The organism is Stutzerimonas stutzeri (assembly GCF_024448935.1).
Lineage (GTDB): Bacteria > Pseudomonadota > Gammaproteobacteria > Pseudomonadales > Pseudomonadaceae > Stutzerimonas > Stutzerimonas stutzeri_AO.
The window spans coordinates 78,170-95,104 of the sequence record NZ_JAMOIE010000003.1; the positions used below are offsets into that span (position 1 = coordinate 78,170).

General features: G+C 59.3%; 15 protein-coding genes and 4 pseudogenes. 12 read left to right on the top strand and 7 right to left on the bottom strand.

Annotation, left to right across the window (positions count from 1 at the left end; all coding sequences use genetic code 11):
- Position 1: 1 nt before the first annotated feature.
- Positions 2-655, top strand: a pseudogene (locus NA637_RS01575) (aminotransferase class I/II-fold pyridoxal phosphate-dependent enzyme); the annotation flags it as partial.
- 213 nt (positions 656-868) lie between these two features.
- On the opposite strand, the pseudogene NA637_RS25465 reads toward NA637_RS01575, so the two are convergent.
- The 3 genes and pseudogenes from NA637_RS25465 to NA637_RS01595 form a co-directional block, all read right to left on the bottom strand.
- Positions 869-1,418 (bottom strand): annotated as a pseudogene (locus tag NA637_RS25465) (DUF4158 domain-containing protein); the annotation flags it as partial.
- A gap of 16 nt (positions 1,419-1,434) precedes the next feature.
- Positions 1,435-1,830: pseudogene (locus tag NA637_RS01590) on the bottom strand (putative toxin-antitoxin system toxin component, PIN family); the annotation flags it as partial.
- Positions 1,830-2,069, bottom strand: a complete 240-nt coding sequence (locus NA637_RS01595) for a ribbon-helix-helix domain-containing protein (RefSeq protein WP_256070680.1) — start codon at positions 2,067-2,069, stop codon at positions 1,830-1,832. The gene NA637_RS01595 and the pseudogene NA637_RS01590, both read right to left, overlap by 1 nt.
- 750 nt (positions 2,070-2,819) lie before the next feature.
- Here NA637_RS01595 and NA637_RS01600 point away from each other — a divergent pair.
- The 4 genes and pseudogenes from NA637_RS01600 (at position 2,820) to NA637_RS25600 (ending at position 5,010) form a co-directional block, all read left to right on the top strand.
- Positions 2,820-3,287 carry a YkvA family protein gene (locus NA637_RS01600; RefSeq protein WP_256070682.1) on the top strand — a complete coding sequence of 156 codons (468 nt, stop codon included), beginning with the start codon at positions 2,820-2,822 and terminating at the stop codon, positions 3,285-3,287.
- A 144-nt stretch (positions 3,288-3,431) separates the two neighbouring features.
- Positions 3,432-3,662, top strand: a pseudogene (locus tag NA637_RS01605) (transposase); the annotation flags it as partial.
- Between the two features lie 96 nt (positions 3,663-3,758).
- Positions 3,759-4,775 (top strand): hypothetical protein, encoded by a 1,017-nt coding sequence (locus NA637_RS01610; protein ID WP_256070684.1) that lies wholly within the window; start codon positions 3,759-3,761, stop codon positions 4,773-4,775.
- Between the two features lie 70 nt (positions 4,776-4,845).
- The gene (locus NA637_RS25600) at positions 4,846-5,010 is read left to right on the top strand and encodes a type II toxin-antitoxin system HicA family toxin (protein ID WP_423836693.1); all 165 of its coding nucleotides are present in this window, start codon (positions 4,846-4,848) and stop codon (positions 5,008-5,010) included.
- 491 nt (positions 5,011-5,501) lie between these two features.
- Here NA637_RS25600 and NA637_RS01615 read toward each other — a convergent pair whose 3' ends face one another.
- The 3 genes from NA637_RS01615 to NA637_RS01625 all read right to left on the bottom strand — a co-directional run bounded on the left by NA637_RS01615 (position 5,502) and on the right by NA637_RS01625 (position 9,826).
- Positions 5,502-6,218, bottom strand: a complete 717-nt coding sequence (locus tag NA637_RS01615) for a hypothetical protein (protein WP_256070685.1) — start codon at positions 6,216-6,218, stop codon at positions 5,502-5,504.
- A gap of 79 nt (positions 6,219-6,297) precedes the next feature.
- Positions 6,298-7,332, bottom strand: a complete 1,035-nt coding sequence (locus NA637_RS01620) for a glycosyltransferase family 2 protein (protein ID WP_256070686.1) — start codon at positions 7,330-7,332, stop codon at positions 6,298-6,300.
- A 76-nt stretch (positions 7,333-7,408) separates the two neighbouring features.
- A complete protein-coding gene (locus NA637_RS01625; RefSeq protein ID WP_256070687.1) occupies positions 7,409-9,826 on the bottom strand; it encodes an ELM1/GtrOC1 family putative glycosyltransferase in 2,418 nt (805 codons plus the stop codon).
- 145 nt (positions 9,827-9,971) lie between these two features.
- Between NA637_RS01625 and NA637_RS01630 the strand changes: the two genes are divergently transcribed.
- The 7 genes from NA637_RS01630 to NA637_RS25470 all read left to right on the top strand — a co-directional run bounded on the left by NA637_RS01630 (position 9,972) and on the right by NA637_RS25470 (position 16,085).
- Positions 9,972-11,204: a glycosyltransferase gene (locus NA637_RS01630; RefSeq protein ID WP_256070688.1), complete on the top strand. Its 1,233-nt coding sequence runs from the start codon at positions 9,972-9,974 to the stop codon at positions 11,202-11,204.
- 385 nt (positions 11,205-11,589) lie between these two features.
- Entirely contained in the window at positions 11,590-11,835 is a 246-nt protein-coding gene (locus tag NA637_RS01635) for a CrfX protein (protein ID WP_256070689.1), read from the top strand.
- A 2-nt stretch (positions 11,836-11,837) separates the two neighbouring features.
- The gene (locus NA637_RS01640; RefSeq protein WP_256070690.1) at positions 11,838-12,662 is read left to right on the top strand and encodes a mechanosensitive ion channel family protein; all 825 of its coding nucleotides are present in this window, start codon (positions 11,838-11,840) and stop codon (positions 12,660-12,662) included.
- Between the two features lie 107 nt (positions 12,663-12,769).
- Entirely contained in the window at positions 12,770-13,336 is a 567-nt protein-coding gene (gene sigX, locus NA637_RS01645) for an RNA polymerase sigma factor SigX (protein WP_423836694.1), read from the top strand.
- A 111-nt stretch (positions 13,337-13,447) separates the two neighbouring features.
- Complete coding sequence (locus NA637_RS01650; RefSeq protein ID WP_256070692.1) at positions 13,448-14,440, top strand: OmpA family protein; 993 nt, start codon at positions 13,448-13,450, stop codon at positions 14,438-14,440.
- Between the two features lie 409 nt (positions 14,441-14,849).
- Positions 14,850-15,677, top strand: coding sequence for a DODA-type extradiol aromatic ring-opening family dioxygenase (locus NA637_RS01655; protein ID WP_256070693.1), 828 nt, complete (start codon positions 14,850-14,852; stop codon positions 15,675-15,677).
- Between the two features lie 147 nt (positions 15,678-15,824).
- Positions 15,825-16,085, top strand: coding sequence for a hypothetical protein (locus NA637_RS25470; protein ID WP_336605489.1), 261 nt, complete (start codon positions 15,825-15,827; stop codon positions 16,083-16,085).
- On the opposite strand, the gene NA637_RS01660 is transcribed toward NA637_RS25470, so the two are convergent.
- On the bottom strand, positions 16,004-16,855 hold the full coding sequence (locus NA637_RS01660; protein ID WP_256070694.1) for a M23 family metallopeptidase: 852 nt from the start codon (positions 16,853-16,855) through the stop codon (positions 16,004-16,006). The two genes, NA637_RS25470 and NA637_RS01660, sit on opposite strands and share 82 nt — an antisense overlap.
- Between the last annotated feature and the right edge of the window lie 80 nt (positions 16,856-16,935).

Below are 16,935 nucleotides of genomic sequence, written 5' to 3' on the forward strand. Positions count from 1 at the left end.
CTTTTGCAACAGCACTTATCACAACCCCACGGGGGGCAATCTCAGCCCTCGTAACGCCTTTAGCGTCCTGCGTCTGGCCGTGGAGCACGGTTTCTTGATCATTGAGGATGATGTGTATGGCGATTTCAGCCCGGCCAACAGGCAGACCTTTGCCGAGCTCGACAGTCTTGATCAGGTTATTTATATCGGCAGTTTTTCGAAGTTGCTGTCTGCCTCTCTGAGGGTTGGCTATATCGCATGCGCGGCGGAATTGATCGAACCACTTACTCGCCTCAAGCTGCTCACCTCAGTAGCTGTGCCTGGCTTCTGTGAGCGTTTCGTCAACACTGTTCTCGTCGACGGCACATACCTCCGGCACATGAAGAGCGTCCAGCAGCAGCTGATGACTCACCAGAAGCGGGCACAGAAGGCTCTGACCCAGCAGGGCTGGCGCTTCGACATAGTCCCAGACGGTGGCATGTTTCTCTGGGTCCGTCACCCCGACATGGCGGACTTGACCTCGTTCATCGCCAGGTTGGCAAAGCGCGACGTTCTCCTGATGCCTGGATCAGCCTTCGCTGTCGAACGCGATCAGTCCGATCACACAAGGATCAATGTTGCTCATTTCTCCCCGGACATGGCCAGGCTGTTCACTGAGGGGAGGGAGGAGGCTTGAGGTGCAATGGAAGCGAAAACCAACGTAAGCCCTGCCTCCGCAGTGTGGGGAGCACCGCAAGCAGAAAGGGAGCCTAACCCCGTTTTGACATCCGGCAGGCGACACACTTGCGGACTGCCTGCGCTCGCGTTGCAGAACAGGTGTGTGACCCATTACAGTTCATCATCGGGATTGCGCAGCGGCCGCAGCTCCCCTCGGGCCACCTCTTCAGGCACCGCGAACGAATACCGCCCGAGCATGTTGATGTGCTCGTAGAGCGATGAAGCGTTCCAGTTGAGAAAAACGCCAGGCAGGAGGACTTCGTGGGTCAGCAGCCAGGTAGAGGCGCGCTCAAACAGCACGCCAGGCCGGTTGGTGCCCGTCCAGCAGAGCGCATACAGCCAACGACTCAAGCGGAAGCCGACACCAGGGTCAGTAAAATGGCGATAGCCATAACGTTCCTGGATATCGGCCGCATGTATCCAGCGGCGATGATCGCTATAGCGCTGAAGGCAGTCCGGATCGGAGATTGCCGATTGGCGACAAAGCACATGTAGGACTTCCACCGGCACGGCGGCGGGCTTGTCCGGCAAAACGCCCACGTAGCGGACGGTGGTCAGCAGAACGGCATGCCCCGACGGTTATGGTCGCCTCGTAGCACCTGGACGGCTTCACGGTCTTCATCGCTCAGGTGGAAGTAGCGTTCCAGCTCTTCACGACTGGGTGCATCAACATAGCGACCAAAGCCGTCGCGTTGCTCCTGAGTCAGAAAACCGACCGGCATCGATCACAGCACCTCGGCAGAACACGGCGGGCGTGACGATCCGCGTACGTTCGATGTGCCCGCGTTGCAACAGGCCGGCGCGGCGATCACCAGTCACCAGGTGGTCCGCATCGCCTGCCAGGGCCATGGCCAGCAGAAACGAATCATCCGGATCATCGGCTTCGATCTCGATGGTCAGACGCTTCAGTACCACAGCCCGTTGCAGGTTATTGATCATGGCTCCTACTTTGGCGGGCTGTAGGATGGCCTTGAGCTTGGGATAGCGGATGGCCCGGCGGATTTCATCGAGTTGCATCCGCGAGGTGACGACCTCGAATCGTGCCGCCCGCCAGGCGCGATAGATCGTATCGGGCGCACCGTGCGGTGAGATCAGGGCGCTGAACAGGATGTTGGTATCCAACACGACCCGCATCAGCGCTTACGTGCCCAGTCGAGCGCTTCGTCAACCGCTTCGGTCAATTCTGCCTCACTCAGATGGGCGTTAGCTGCCTTGGCCTGTTCGGCGGTCAATTCCAGGATGTGTGCCTGTACCGCTTCCTCGATGAAGCGCGACAGGTCGCCTTTCCGGCCGCCACCCTGGCTGGCCAGAAACATGCGAAGGGACTGGTCGGTGTCGGCCGAGACAGCGACATTCCAGCGAATCGTATTCATGGGGTTCTCTGTCAATAGGTGCTTGTGCGCTTATATGCTTATACGCCAATTACAGCAGGCTATGCAACGGCTCGATAAAACCTTGGTTTTTGGTTCATACCCACAGGGACCGGCCTCATAGACAAATTGCAGCAGGCCCCCGCCATAACGATCGCTGAGCTGGTGAATCTTGCGCTCGACCCGCTTGGGCGTATTGGCAATCTCACCTTCGTAAAATCGCAATCGTCTCTTTTTGCACATCCAGGCCGACATAAGCGCTATGAATCGTTGCTTGTTCCGGCTCTACGGGAGCACCGACGGTGTGAATTGAAGCGGATCAGCGTTAAACTTGGCCATGACCTGCCCTCCTCAAGGTGGCTCTGCTCAAGGGGGTTATACCCATCCTCAACGGTAACCCACGATCGTTGAGGACGGGCAGGTCAAAACATCATGTCTAGAACGCTCAGCTAGCTTTATCCACTTCTTGAGGCCGAATCGACCTTAAAAAGACGTTGACATGTTACGGTTATTCACATCGATCAGCGTCCTGTCTGCCAACACCCATAATACGCGCACAGCAATTCGTTTTACTTTTATAACTTACTGATTTAAAAAGAGTTATTTGCGCTGAGTAAAAAATCGCCGATCTGTTTAGCGGCCAAGTCACGCGGGCTTCCCAGCCAGTCATCCAGCAGTTGTTCACAAGGTTATCCACAGGTTCTGTGGATATTTTCAAGAGAATGAACAACGCTGCTCTAATCGGAGTATCTGATGAAAATGTTTTCGAATTTCTTTAAATACCTACCGATGGCGCAACGCGTGCTCGCTCGTGGCCGGTTGCCCATCGTGCTGCTTGCGGTCGCGCGCAAACGCTCGGCTCAGGGTGGATTGATGAAAGGTTTGGGTGAAGACCTTGGTTTGCTGCAACAATTATGCGTGGCGTGGTGGCGAGGCGAATATCGGCAGGTCAGCAGGCCCGCACTGGTGGCTGCGGTGGCTGGCTTGTTGTATTTCCTGTCCCCCTTGGACGCTATCCCAGACTGGATTCCCGGTCTTGGCTTCGTTGATGATCTGGCAGTATTGGGTTGGATAATCCGCAAGTGGTCTGGCGAGTTGCAGGCGTTTCGGACCTGGAGAGACAGCCAGTCAGCGGATATGCGAGCAAGTATCGACCGATTACCCTCCTTGGACGCACCAATGGAGAATGACGTCAGTAACGGGCGCAGTGTCGGACACTAGCAGCCTGTCGGGCTTTCCCCTTGTATTCTGTTTTCGTGATCACGGTGGTCTGCCCTCAGTGAGAACCAGCATCAGCCGTTTCCGTCCGCCCAGTTGATCGCCAGACCAGCTGCCTGCTGCCACCTTCTATCGACGACTGGCTGGCAGCGCATGGCGCACAAGCTGCAAACCAGGGCGGGTCGAGAATGGCATGCACCGCGCAAACCAACGGCGGAACCGGTGTTCGGCATCCTCAAATCGGTGTTGGGATTTACGCAATTCTCGCTGCGTGGCGTGAAAAAGGTCAGCGGTGAATGGACGCTGGTATGCCCGGCATGGAACCTGAAACGTATGACCGCATTACGCCCGAAATCGGAATTGAGCAAACACCCGTAAGGGTGGCAGGGAGCCAATGTCATGACAGGTTGTGCAGGACGGGTCGCTACAGAGTGGCTGAGACCGCGCTTCTTGACCGCTCGCTTCGATGGGCCCATGTCATTTTCCGCCTCGGGGTGGCAGTGGTGGCTGGTTGAGGATAGCGCTCGTGCGCCAGCACAGCTGCTCGATGATTATCTACAGACAGGCCATTCAGCAGGCGTGACGCTGCTGCGTGAGAAAGCCATCAAATCACGTCGGTGCTATCGCCTCGCTCCTTCAGCACTACCGGTTACACCTCGCTATTTCGCTAAACAGCTGACATTAATGCCGCGCAAGCGTCTGGGCGCGCTGTTGGGGCAGAGCAATCCGCTGGTGGGGTACAGTCACGGCACCGCTGAACTGGCCTATAACTTGGCCTTGTGGGAGCGCACGCCACACGGCGTCAAAACGTTTGCCCTTGGCGAGTATTTCCGCAATGGTCTGCCAGTACAGCAAGTTCTGCTCCAGGAATATCTGGAGGACTGGCAGCCTTTCAATGTTGTCTGGAGGTCGCATGAAGATAATGCGACGCTGCATAGAACTTTATTGCTTAAGTTTTGCGACATGCTTGTATCGCTGCGCGATGCCGGTATCAGTCATCTTGATCTCCATCCTGGCAATGTCATGGTGTCACCCGACTTGCAGGCGCCACTGCGGGCCATCGATTGCGGGCAGATGAGCCTGGAGGGCGACCCGGTCATATCGATGGCGTTGCATCTGGGGGTCTTCCTGCATGAGCTCAAGGGCAAGCACCATAGCTCTTCGCCGAAGCTTGAAGATGCCGCGTGCAGAATGCTGTACGGACTGGCGGGCGCCGAAGCCGGTTTTCCCGTTGCCGAGCGGCTACTAGCGCTTTTGGTGCGTCATTCGACCAAAAAGCCCTTTTCCAGACGCTGGTTGCTCCGTCAGATGCGGCGTCATAAGCCGGGACAGCTGCCGTTGCATGCCATTGAGAAGCAATTATACAAGCTGTCGCAGCGCCGCCAGCGGCCGGCGCATGCCATGAACGGCCCCGGCAACCTACAGGAAGAACAGCGGTTGATTGCCGCCCTCCATGATGCGATGACCGGACGTTTTTCAGACAGAGCGTAGGCGACACGCGATGAAGGAACATAGATGAAGGAACATAAGGGTGCCACTGAAAGTGTGAGATCTAGCGCAGCTGGAGAGGGCAGGCTTCGAAAGCCGCGGAGGTAAGGGTAGCCACCGAAACTTTGTGCATCCACGAGCAAGCCGACCCATTACCCTGTCGGGCAAATCAGGAGACGACGCCAAGCGCTACCAGGAGCGAGCGGTGGAGAAGGCAATTGAAGAGGTTCAGTCATGAGAGACAGTGCACGGTATATGAAGATTGTTGAGTGGTCAGAGGAAGGCGAGTGCTACGTCGGAAGTTCGCCGGGCCTCCTGTACGGTGGCTGCCACGGCGATGATGAGGAGGCCGTATTCCATGAATTGTGCCAAATTGTAGAAGAAACCATAGCGCTATATCGAAGCGAGGGCCGGAACTTGCCACCGGCGACCTCCGGACGGGATCTTGCCAATAAACTCCAGGGCGTCGCCTAACAAAGGCTCCGAGCGGACGGCCGAAAGCATCGCCGCTCATGCCGCCGTGGGCGCATATGTCGAGGGTGTCAGAACGTTTGCCCTGGACGAGTATTTGCGCAACGGGCTGCCCGCACAGCACGTTTTGCTGCAGGAGTAGCTGGAGGATTGGCAGCCATGAACAGCCCCTGCAACGGCAACCGACAGGAAGAAGAACAGCGATTGATTGCCGCCCCCATGAGGGCGATGATTGCGCGGCACTGACGTGCCGCGCAATCAGGCTACCGGCTTGAACAAGCGCTTGAATGTCTTGGAAAGCTGCTTGAGTGGGCGCCGTTCGTTGATGACCACGATGAAGACCTTGCGGTAACGTCCCGGTGGGCAGCTGATCTCACGAACGCCGTGCCAGGAGTTGCCGCGCCGGGTGAACAGCAGGCTATGGTTGCCCATCGCATGGGACTCGGTAGCGCTGTCGAAATCCTCGAATGCCGGCGCACTTTTACTGTCAAAGCGTCCCCCGTCATCGAGCACCACGGTCTGCCCGCCCCATTCTGGCTGCCAGTCGTCTTCGGTATTGAAGTAGAAGATATGCGAGCCCAGCTTCTCGCGAGCGTCGCAGTGCGGCGAAACCGAGCAGCTTGCCGGCGTGTAGTGCCAATGAAAGCGCAGCTTGAAGGCGCGCGTACCGAGCATGCGGGTCATGAACTGCTGGTAGTGCGGACCTTGCAGCTCCGCCATAAAGGCCTGCCAATGTGGCGAGAGTTCAAGTGCCGGCGAATATTCCAGTGCCAGCCGGTCATGGGGCTGCTGGCCGTAACGGCGCGCCTTGCCAAACACTTTTTCGAAATGATCGGCTGCGGGCAGGCTTTCGCGCAGTGCCGCATAGCCCTCAGCGGTCAGCAGACCCGCCGGATTGGCCCAGGGGTAGGGATGCTGATGCTGGAACGCCTTGGCATTCATACGCTCCAGCGCCTCGAAATCGAGATAGCGCATTACAGGCTCCTTCCCCTCAAGGGGCGCTCGTGAACAGGCTCTGCATTCTGTCGCGACAATCAGATGATAATGGCCACGCTCATGATGTCAGCACGCGACCGGCTGGGGCATACAGGCGACGCAGCAGGTCGGCAGGCACGCGTCGGGCCAGCGGTGAGCGCATCAGCCACAGGCCCGCGCTGGGGCCGAGTTGGCGACGCGCGAACCAGCATAGCTCTACCCAGCGTTCGGTCATGACCCGTGTCAGCGCCTCGGGCACATAGCGCTGGCTACGCCGATTGGCGGCGTCGAGCTGGACCAGCCACTGTTGGGCCCAGTCGAGATACTCCGCATTCAGCGCGGCGCCGAGCTTCTTGGGTCGCGCCAGCGCATAATGGCGATCAAGGTCTTCTTCGCTCGGTGATAGGCCGATCTCACCCAGCGCACGGCGACAGATTTCGCGTTTACGGTCGCGCCCCAGTGCATCGGTCTGCTTGGTGAAGCGCCCATCGTGTTCCCGGCCACAGACAAGTATCTCTCCGAGATTGGCCATGCGCTGAGTGCGGGACAGGCGCTGATGCAATTCATAATCCTGACAGCGCGGAAAGTCCTCGCGGTAGCGATGCTCGCGCAGAATAGCGGTACGCGCCATGATCGTACGATTAGTCAATGCACAGAAGAATGCCAGGCTGGCAGCCACATCATCCGCCCTCAGCGGCTGACGGCGGACCCGGTCGATTGGCCGGCCATCGGCATCCATGAAATCGCAGGCGCTGCCGATTTGCGCCAGCTGCGGATGGCGGTCCAGGATCTCCACCTGGCGCGCCAGGCGGTTCGGCCGGGAGATGTCATCGCTGTCGAGCAGGGCGATGTATTCGCCGCGCGCCAGCTCCAGACCGCGGTTGCGGGTTGCCGGAATGCCCAGATTGCGCGGGTTGCTTTCAACTCGCAGCCGCGGGTCGCCGTAGCGCGCCAGCGCGTCGAGGGTGGCATCGGTTGAGCCATCATCGATGACCAGCAGTTCGAAATCGCTGAAGGTCTGCGCCAGTATGCTGTCGACGGCGGTAATGATGTAGCGTTGGCGGTTATGCACCGGGATAAAGACCGTCACCCGTGGGGTCGCAGGCATACTCATCAGTTCTCTGGTTCGGTAGCGATTACGGTAGCATGGATGAGCATTCGATCATTGCCGGGCCATCGCAGCATCACTGTCACCCTTGGCGCTGGCCGGCCCGTTCGCGCCAGTAATGCTCACCGGCGCGTGCCTGAATGCTTTCTACCGTAGCGCTGATCTCGTCCGTGATATCAATGCGCGGGCGAAGTGGGCCGGTGCTTTTTGGCACATCGCGAACATCCTCGAGCAGATGACGCATGGTGAGTACGTTCTGGAGACGCCTGGTATTGCGCGGTGCAGGTACCAGGCCCAGGCAGAAGGCGCGGTCATAGAGCCGGCCCTTCCAGTCCTGCTGACGATGGATGCCGCGAGTGCCGGTCTCGCGCGTCCGCCCATGCATGAAAGCCTCGAGTCGGTATCCCAAGCGGTGCCATGACTTCGCCGGCATTTCGAGCGGAAAGACATACACCGGCCGTCCGGTACGGATGGCTTCGGCCTGCATCGAGACACTGTCACCGGAAACGATGAATTCATCGCAGAGTGCCAGGTAGGCGGGGTAGGGGTTGTCGGCGCCGCTGTCACTGTGCCAGGCATAGCGATAGCTGGGGGTATCGACGGCGGTAAAGAAGGCATCCGCCACATCAGGCGCAGTACGTGGACTGGTGGCAATCAGCAGAGAACCTCCGCGGGCCTTGGCCAGACGAGAGGCGGCCTCGGCCATCTTGCGGGCCGTGGCCTGGTCGAAATGCTGCGTCGAGGTGGGGCCACCAACCAGCACACCGATGTGCGGCCGGGGCAGCTCGGCAAAACGGTCTCGCCAGTGGGTGGCGGCCTGATCGAGCGCTGCCGTATCGGGCTCATTGAGCGGTAGAATATTGTGCACGATATTATCCCGTGCCGGCAGGCCATATTGGGGCGTGGTAATGATCAGGTCAAACCAGTCCAGCGGCGCGCGCGGCCGGCCAAGAAAGATCAACTGCGTATGGCCTCCCGACTGTTGCTTGATCCAGCGTGCGGCATGGACGCTGCGCCGACCGGTGCTCAAGATCAGGTCCGGCCAGGGCGGCTCGAGACGATCGGAATGAGCCTGATCGACGTTGGCAAGCGAGGGCTTGTCGAAGAGTGCAGGTTTCGGCATGGCCGGCTTATAGCTCAGCCATTTCTCCTCGCTCGGCCAGCCCAGACGCCGCGCGAGCAGCTGTAGCTGGGCATTATCGCCTTGGTGCCGGCCCAGCAGCAGCCATACCCGTGGCACCCGGCCATGCCCTCCGCGCGCGCCGGTCAGCCCGGATTGGACGCACTCGCGCTGCTGGCTCCCGTCACGTTGAATATCGAGATGCCAGACAAGGTCGGGACGAGCGCGGCTGATGCGCCGCAGCTGCTCGCGCCACCAGTGGGTGCGGTAGAACGGCAGGTCATCGACGCGCCGGGGATCGGGAAGCTGAACGCCTGCATAAAGCAAATGGCGGGTGCGCCGAGCCAGTTCCGCCATGAACCAGGGCACGTCCTCGGCGGGAAGGTGTTCGAGCACGCCCGTCACCGCGACGCAGTCGAAGGAAGTATCTTCCGCGGCGTCACGTTCGGGATCCCAGGTCTGGCTGGCCTCGATGTTCAGCGGCGAGGGCGACGCGGCCTGCCGAGCGGGCCGGCACCACAGCAGCGAAGTGGCGTTGCATTCGCTCGCCAGCGTCGCGGCCCGGGGGCTGCTGCTCAACGCTTCATCGGCGTCAGGACGGGTTTCGAGTGCGCGCAGCGCCTGGTCGAACCACGGGCTCGGCGTCTGGCGGGAAAAGGGCCCGTAATTCTGAGCGTCCGCTTCCTGCTCCAGGCGATGCCACAGATCGCCCAGCACGTTGGGATGGTAGGAATAGGCCCGCGGCGTCGGCTGCCAGGGCTGCTGGTGCAGCGCGGTGTAGTGCAGCACATGAGTCCGGCCATGCTCATACTCTTCGTCACGTGCGTTCCAGCGACCGTCGAGTTTACCCCATAGGCCGGGCTGTTCCGCCGGCGTGTTGGTCAGCGCCTTCTTGTCGGCATGTCTGGCCTGCTCGAGGTTCCACCATGGCGCCATGCGGGCGCAATCCATCACCATGACCGAGGTGTCCTTGGCAGAAATGGCGAGATAGCCATGGTCGGCCATGGGCAGATCGAACAGTTCGGCGGGATCGGTAAAGTAGATTTGATCGACATCGTTGTAGATGGCGCGACCCTCACGGCCGGCAAAGTCGGGAATCGCAAAGCGATAGTTGGTGAAGCCGGTGCGCCATTTCGCCTGATCGAAGCCGGCGATGTCCTTCATCAGGTAGATGCGATACTCACGATCAGGATTGCGGACGCGTTCGACCGAGTAGAAGAATATGCGCTGGGCCCGTATCTGAGCCTTTTCGGTGCCTAGGAAGATGCGTACAGGGGGGCGCGGCGACGGATCGGATGTCAACGCCGGCAGTATCACGCAGTGGGGCTGATGCGAGGTATCGGCGCGCTCAACTCGAATCGGTCGGGCGGCGATGGTCAAGGTCTCCTCGTTGAGACACGAAGCATTGCTTGTCAACGGAAAATCCCCTTCATTAAGCGCGCCTAAAGCGGTTTGTTGGCATGCTACATTACGGCAAATCAAAAAACAGCGTTGGCGCCGATTCGACCATGAGCCCGGTTTTTGCGTGACACAACAACTCCCCAGGATTGCCCTGCTATTGCCTTCGCTTGCTGCCGGTGGCGTAGGCCGTTCGATACTTCATCTGGCTGAAGCGTTTTGCGCTGCCGGCCATCCGGTGGATCTGGTGCTGTGTCGTGCCGAAGGCCCTTATCTATCGGCGATACCGGCAGGCGTCAACATCGTGACGCTCCAGCCACGGAGCGATCTAGTCACACGGCTGGAGCTCGTTCGCATAGACCCCGCCGGCCTCACTGCATTGGCGCGCCCGGTGCTGCTGACGCGGCATCCGGCGCCCGTCCAGCCCTATCTGGCCGATCTGGCTCGTTATCTGGCCAGCGTGCGCCCGGCGGCGCTGCTCGCCGCCAAGACGCCCACCAATCTGCTGGCGCTGTGGGCTCGGCGCTTGAGCGGCGCGCCCACCCGTGTCGTCATCAGCGAGCATACTCAGCTTTCTCGGTCCATCATGCTCAGCCGCAAGTGGCGCTGGCGTCATATTGCGCCGCTGATCGCACGCACCTACCCACGGGCCGATGCGATCACTGCGGTTTCCGATGGTGTCGCCGATGATCTGGCGATTACCGCCGGGCTGCCGCGCGGCGCCATCGATACCGTCTACAATCCAGTGGTCACGCCGGGGTTGGCGGTCCGTGCCGCCGCGCCGACACCGCATCCGTGGCTGGAGGATGGTGGATCGGCGGTCATTGTTGCTGCCGGGCGACTGGTGCCACAGAAGAACTTTACGTTGCTGCTGAACGCCTTCGCCCGGCTGCGTGAACAGCGTGCGGTGCGGTTGATAATCCTGGGCGAAGGGCCCGAGCGGCCCCGGCTTGAAACGCTGACCCATACGCTGGGAGTAGACGGCGACGTGGCACTGCCCGGCTTCGTGGACAACCCCTATGCGGCCTTTTCCCGGGCGGCGCTGTTCGTGCTCTCGTCCGATTACGAAGGGCTAGGCAATGTCTTGATCGAGGCGCTGGCCTGCGGCTGCCCTGTGGTGAGCACGGACTGCCCCAGCGGTCCGACGGAAATCTTGCAAGGCGGGCGCTTTGGCGAGTTGGTTCCGGTAGATGATATCGAGGCGCTGACCGCAGCCATGGCGCGTACGCTCGATGCGCCGCTACCGGCGGAGACGCTGCGCTGGCGGGGTGCTGAGTTCAGCCTGGAGCGCAGCGCCAAGCGCTATCTGCAACTGCTGTTGCCGACCGAGTTTGCCCGGACAGAGCAATTGAACACCTGACGGAAAGGCGAGCTCAATGTGACGGTCAACAGCAAAACGACGGCGCAAGGCATCTATGCCTACGCCGTCGTCGGATCGGTTCAGGCGGGTTGATATGCAAGGTTGTTGTCGCCGATCTCGACCGCCACCGGTTGCCCCCGTTCGAGCCGATAGATCCGGTCGGCGGCGCGCCTGGAATCCGGAACGCGGTCTGGGAGCGTATTTCTACGGTGGTCATGCCATGTATGCCATGTGACGAATCTTGTGTCCTTCACGATAATCGGCATAATACCCGGCTCAGCCTAAAAAAAGCCGGGTTTTGATCATCTCCTTCTCATGTACTAGCGCTTTCCGTCTGTCTATCGGCTGTCTAGCTAAGCTAGATCAGACTGTCAGCGAGGTAAACATGCGCGATCCTTTTGAAGAATCCCTGCGGGACATGCTCAATACGCAGTCGGAGCGTTATGACGATGCCCGCCTGGATCGTGTACTGAAAACGGCCAACCGGCAGGTAGGCGCTGGCGACCTGTTTGGCCTGATGGGGCACTGGCTGAAGGCTGTGCTGATCGCGTTTAGTGCCGGCGCACCGCACACCTCGGCTGTGACTCGACGCCATTCCGGTTCCCGTACTACTTTCGATAAGGTCGACTGATCATGGAACTCGATCCCTGGAGCCAGAGCTTGCTGGGTGCTATGAGCGCCCTTTGGCAACCTATCGCTGCCTTCATTCCTCGTTTGTTCGGGGCGCTCTTGCTGGTAGCCGTTGGTTTTGTCGTCGCCAAACTACTGGACACTTTGTTGTCGAAGGTCCTGGCAAAGCTGGGTCTGGACCGATTGGTTGCCGGTACCGGGGCGACCACGTTACTTGGGCGTGCCGGTATTCGCATGCCAATCTCGGTTTTGATCGGCAAGATCGTATATTGGTTCGTATTGCTGATCTTTCTAGTGTCGGCTGCGGAATCCCTGGGACTCGCTCGCGTTTCGGCGACGCTCGATATGCTCGCGCTATACGTACCCAAGGTATTCGGGGCGGGGCTGATTCTGTTGGTTGGCATATTCTTGGCGCAGCTGGTCAATGGCTTGGTGCGAGGCGCTGCTGAAAGCGTTGGTCTTGAATATTCCGCCGGGCTTGGACGCATCGCGCAGGGGTTGGTGATCATCATCATCATCTCCGTCGCAATCGGCCAGCTGGAGGTTAAGACCGAGCTGCTCAACTACGTCATCGCAATTGCACTGATCTCTGTCGGGCTGGCGGTTGCGTTGGCTTTCGGTCTCGGTAGCCGAGAGTTGGTGAGTCAGATTCTCGCCGGCATTTACGTTCGTGAACTTTATGAGGTTGGCCAGCGGGTGCGCATCGAAGGGCTGGAGGGTTCGATCGAAGAGATTGGGACCGTGAAAACCTTGCTGCTTACCGATGAAGGCGAGCTGATCTCGGTCGCAAATAGAGTGCTGCTAGAGCAGCGCGTAGGCAGCCGTTAGGCCCGGTATTCTGTTAAAGTGCGCCGCCTCTTCTGCGGGTTACCGCGAAACGGCCGCCACGCTTATTGCCGGTTCGAAGCGCCTTGACTAAAACCCATCCGCCAACCATGAGCTACGACCCCCGCCATCTCTCCGATGAGGAGCTGGTGCAGCGCGCCAATGCGGAGCTGTTTCATGTAACGAGAGCCTATGAAGAGCTGATGCGCCGTTATCAGCGTACACTCTTCAACGTATGCGCGCGTTATCTGGGAAACGACCGAGACGCTGATGACGTTTGCCAAGAAGTGATGCTCAAGGTCTTATACGGTTTAAAGAACTTTAAAGGTAACTCGCAGTTCAAAACGTGGCTATATAGCATCACCTACAATGAGTGTATCACCCAATACCGGAAAGAGCGCCGCAAGCGCCGCTTACTTGATGCGTTGAGCCTTGATCCTGCGGAAGAAGCGTTCGAGGAAAAGGCGCAGAACGTTGAACAAAGGCCTGAGCTAGACAAGTGGCTGGTCCATGTGAATCAGATCGACCGGGAAATTCTCGTTCTGCGCTTTGTAGCAGAGTTGGAATTTCAGGAAATTTCCGGCATCATGCACATGGGGCTAAGCGCAACAAAGATGCGTTACAAGCGAGCGCTAGATAAACTACGCGAAAAATTTTCGGGAATCGCTGAAACTTAACGGCATTAAGCTGTCCTATCGTTAGCGAACGTTAGCGAACAGCTTGGGCTCACAGTTAGCCGGTTTCCTTGGATTGTTTTCTGATACTCACCACCAGACGGGGATTTACGGATGAAGCTTAAAAATACGTTGGGCGTTGTAATTGGCTCTTTGGTTGCCGCCACCTCTATTAGCGCGCTCGCCCAGGGCCAGGGTGCCGTAGAGGTGGAAGCATTCGGTAAACATTACTTCACTGATAGCTCGCGCGATGTTCAGCGTGACGGCGAACTGTACGGAGCTGGCGCCAGCTACTTCCTGACTGATGACGTTTCGCTTGGTCTGTCGTATGGCGAATACCACGACCTGACGTCCGAAGACCCGATCGGCGCAGGCGGACACAAGAATATCAAGGGTAGCCTGACTTCTCTGGACGCCACGTATCACTTCGGCCAGCCGGGTGTTGGTTTGCGTCCTTACGTATCGGCAGGTGCCGCTCACCAAAGCATAGGTCAAGCTGCCCGTGGCGGTCGTGATCAAAGCACCTTCGCCAACGTCGGTACTGGCGTGAAGTATTACTTCACCGAACACTTCTTCGCCAAGGCGAGTGTCGACGGCATGTACAACATCGATGCGGACGAAGCTGAGTGGATGGCTGGCGTAGGTGTCGGTCTGAACTTCGGTGGTGGTGCGCAGCAGCAGGTAGCACAGGTCGAGCCGACCCCTGCGCCAGCACCAGCGCCAATGGTCGACAACGAGCCAGAGCCAGAGCCAGAGCTCGTTCGCGTCGAGCTGGACGTCAAGTTTGATTTTGACAAGGCCCTCGTTCGCGAAGAAAGCTACAGCGACATCAAGAATCTGGCTGATTTCATGCAGCAGTACCCTCAGACCAACACCGTCGTCGAAGGTCACACCGACTCGGTGGGCACCGATCAATATAACCAGCGTCTGTCCGAGCGTCGTGCTCAGGCTGTCCGCGAGGTGCTGGTCAACCAGTACGGCGTTGAGAGCCAGCGTGTCGATTCGGTCGGTTACGGTGAATCCCGCCCGGTTGCTGACAATAGCACCGAGGAAGGTCGTCAGATCAACCGTCGTGTAGAAGCCGAAGTCGAAGCGCAGGTACGTTAATTCGTATCTTGTTTCGCTAGCTGGCAGGTGCCCCGTTTAGTCTCTGGGCTCCTTCTAAGCTTTTCAGAAAAAACCGATGCCTGAGTCTGGCATCGGTTTTTTTTGGTGCATCGCGCCCCTGCGGCAGTCAGGCTTACTTCGGGTGCTGCGGTGGACCAGCTTGACCCCAAGGCGTGCTTCACAACGCATCAACATGCTTGGTTGCCATGGCCGGCATCAGCCCCAGATGACGCGCAGCCGGCGCAGCGGCTGCCGGCATTGGCCGCACGGGCAAGCATACGCATTCCGTTGATTCGGTCGAGCATTGCAGCTCCTACGCCCAGTTGACATTGTTGACGTGGATTGTCTTGTTCAGTCCAAAACGCGTGTAATCCATACTGTGCGTCCGACCGCTCAGGATCACGATGCCATGTACGAACACCCCAACAGGACGCCACCGGCTCGGATGCCAACACTATTCGTGCCGCACGGTGCCGGTCCGTGCTTCTTCATGGAATGGAACCCGATCGATGCCTGGGATGCAATGGCTGCCTTCCTGAGGTCTGTCGCCGCAACGTTGCCACGGCGCCCTCGCGCGATCGTACTGATATCCGGGCATTGGATGGAGCCCAGGGTCATGGTTACCGCAAACGCACGGCCTGAACTCATCTACGACTACAACGGCTTTCCGGCGCACACCTACGCGTTAGACTACCCGGCGCCAGGCGATCCGCCGTTGGCTGCACGTCTGGTCGAGTTGCTCGGCCAAGCTGGCATTCCGGCGGGCGAAGATGGTCTGCGCGGGTTCGACCATGGCACCTTCATTCCGTTGAAACTGATGTTTGCAGAGGCCGACGTGCCGGTGGTGCAGTTGTCGCTGCAGTGCGATCTAGATGCTGCAACCCATCTTGCCATCGGTCGCGCCATCGCTCCGTTGCGCGACGACGGCGTGCTGATCGCGGGCAGCGGCATGAGTTTCCACAACATGCGCGGCTATGGCGATCCGCGTTTTGCGCCGATTTCGGATACCTTCGATCAATGGTTGAGCGACGCCGTCAGGGCGCCGGCCGCGCGTCGTGAGGCATTGCTCCAGTACTGGGAGCAGGCGCCTTCGGCGCGGCTGTGTCATCCGCCGCGCGGCGAAGAACATCTATTACCGCTGATGGTGGCGGCCGGCGCTGCGGGCAACAGTGCCGGGCGCAGGATATTCACCGACCGCGTCATGCATACGACGCTGTCAGCCTATCGGTTTGGCTGACTCATCAATCCATTTAGAAAGAATCCCTCATGCTCAGCTCCACCGTACAAATCCAGACATCCGAACCGAGTTGCCTGATCGGCCCGTCTCTGCAAACACTGAGGCCATAAGTTCGAGACGGATTTCGATGATCATCAGGGGCATGTCGTGTTGGGCGCCACCCAATGCTGGCTGACGGCCGGAGACAACAGCCTGACGGTAACATTGCAGATTCAGGACGAAGAGCAGTTGGCGGCGAATGGAAACCGCAGTGGCCGATCATCTGCAGCGCATGTCGGCCGGCGAGACCTCCGGTTTTGCCTGGCAACGCTGACGCGCCGCAGCGATCAATCGTTACTGGCGACATTCGGCAGCGTGCTGACCGGCTGCGCGAAACGGAAGGGGATCGACAACATCGAGTCGCCATAGGCTTTTTGCACGACAAAATGCAGGTGCGGACCCGTGCTGCGCCCTGTATTGCCGGACTGGCCAAGCAGGCTGCCGACCTTCACCTGTTGCCCTGGCTTGACCTTTACCGAACCGCGCTTCAGGTGCAGATACGCGCCATGCGTACCGTCGTCGTGCAGGATGCGCACGTAGTTGCCCGCCGGGTTGGGCATCCGCCCGTGCTGTCCATCGCTCGCTTTCAATACCGTTCCCGCGCGCGCCGCAACGATTGGCGTGCCTTCCGGCATGGCTATATCGACGGCGTAGCGGCCCTTGGGCGAGGTATGGCTGTAGTCCCCGCCAGCGCCCTGGGAAATGGAGAACGGACCGCCTTTCCAAGGCAGGGCATAGGCATAACCGCCAACAGAACCCTTCTTGCCCGGCTCCGGTGAGTAGATCAACGAATAGCTGAACGAGTGCTGGTACATCAGTGGATAGCTGGCTTGGCGTTTGCGAAGCGTGGCAATGCGCATGCGGGTCCGTGCGGGGACCGTCTTGCGAACCACGCCCTTGCCAACGCCGGTGACATTGACCATGCGCGTCAGGCGCAGCACGACTTCGACGGGAACGTCCGTATCGTTGCGCACATCCATCGCTTTGCCCGACCCGATCCGGTTGACGTACAGCCTCACAGTGCCGGGCGTGGCGGCGGGGAGCGTCGCGTTGCTGATGGTCCCGCCGGCAAGCGAGGGCAGGGTGGCGAGCGAGCACAAGATTAGAAGGACGAAAGAGATCAGCCGAGTGAGTTGCATAAAAAGTGATCCGTCACGGAAGGGACACTCTGCCCGCGGCTGGCAGGAACAAATCCGTTGAGTTCATGAACGCCGCGCTG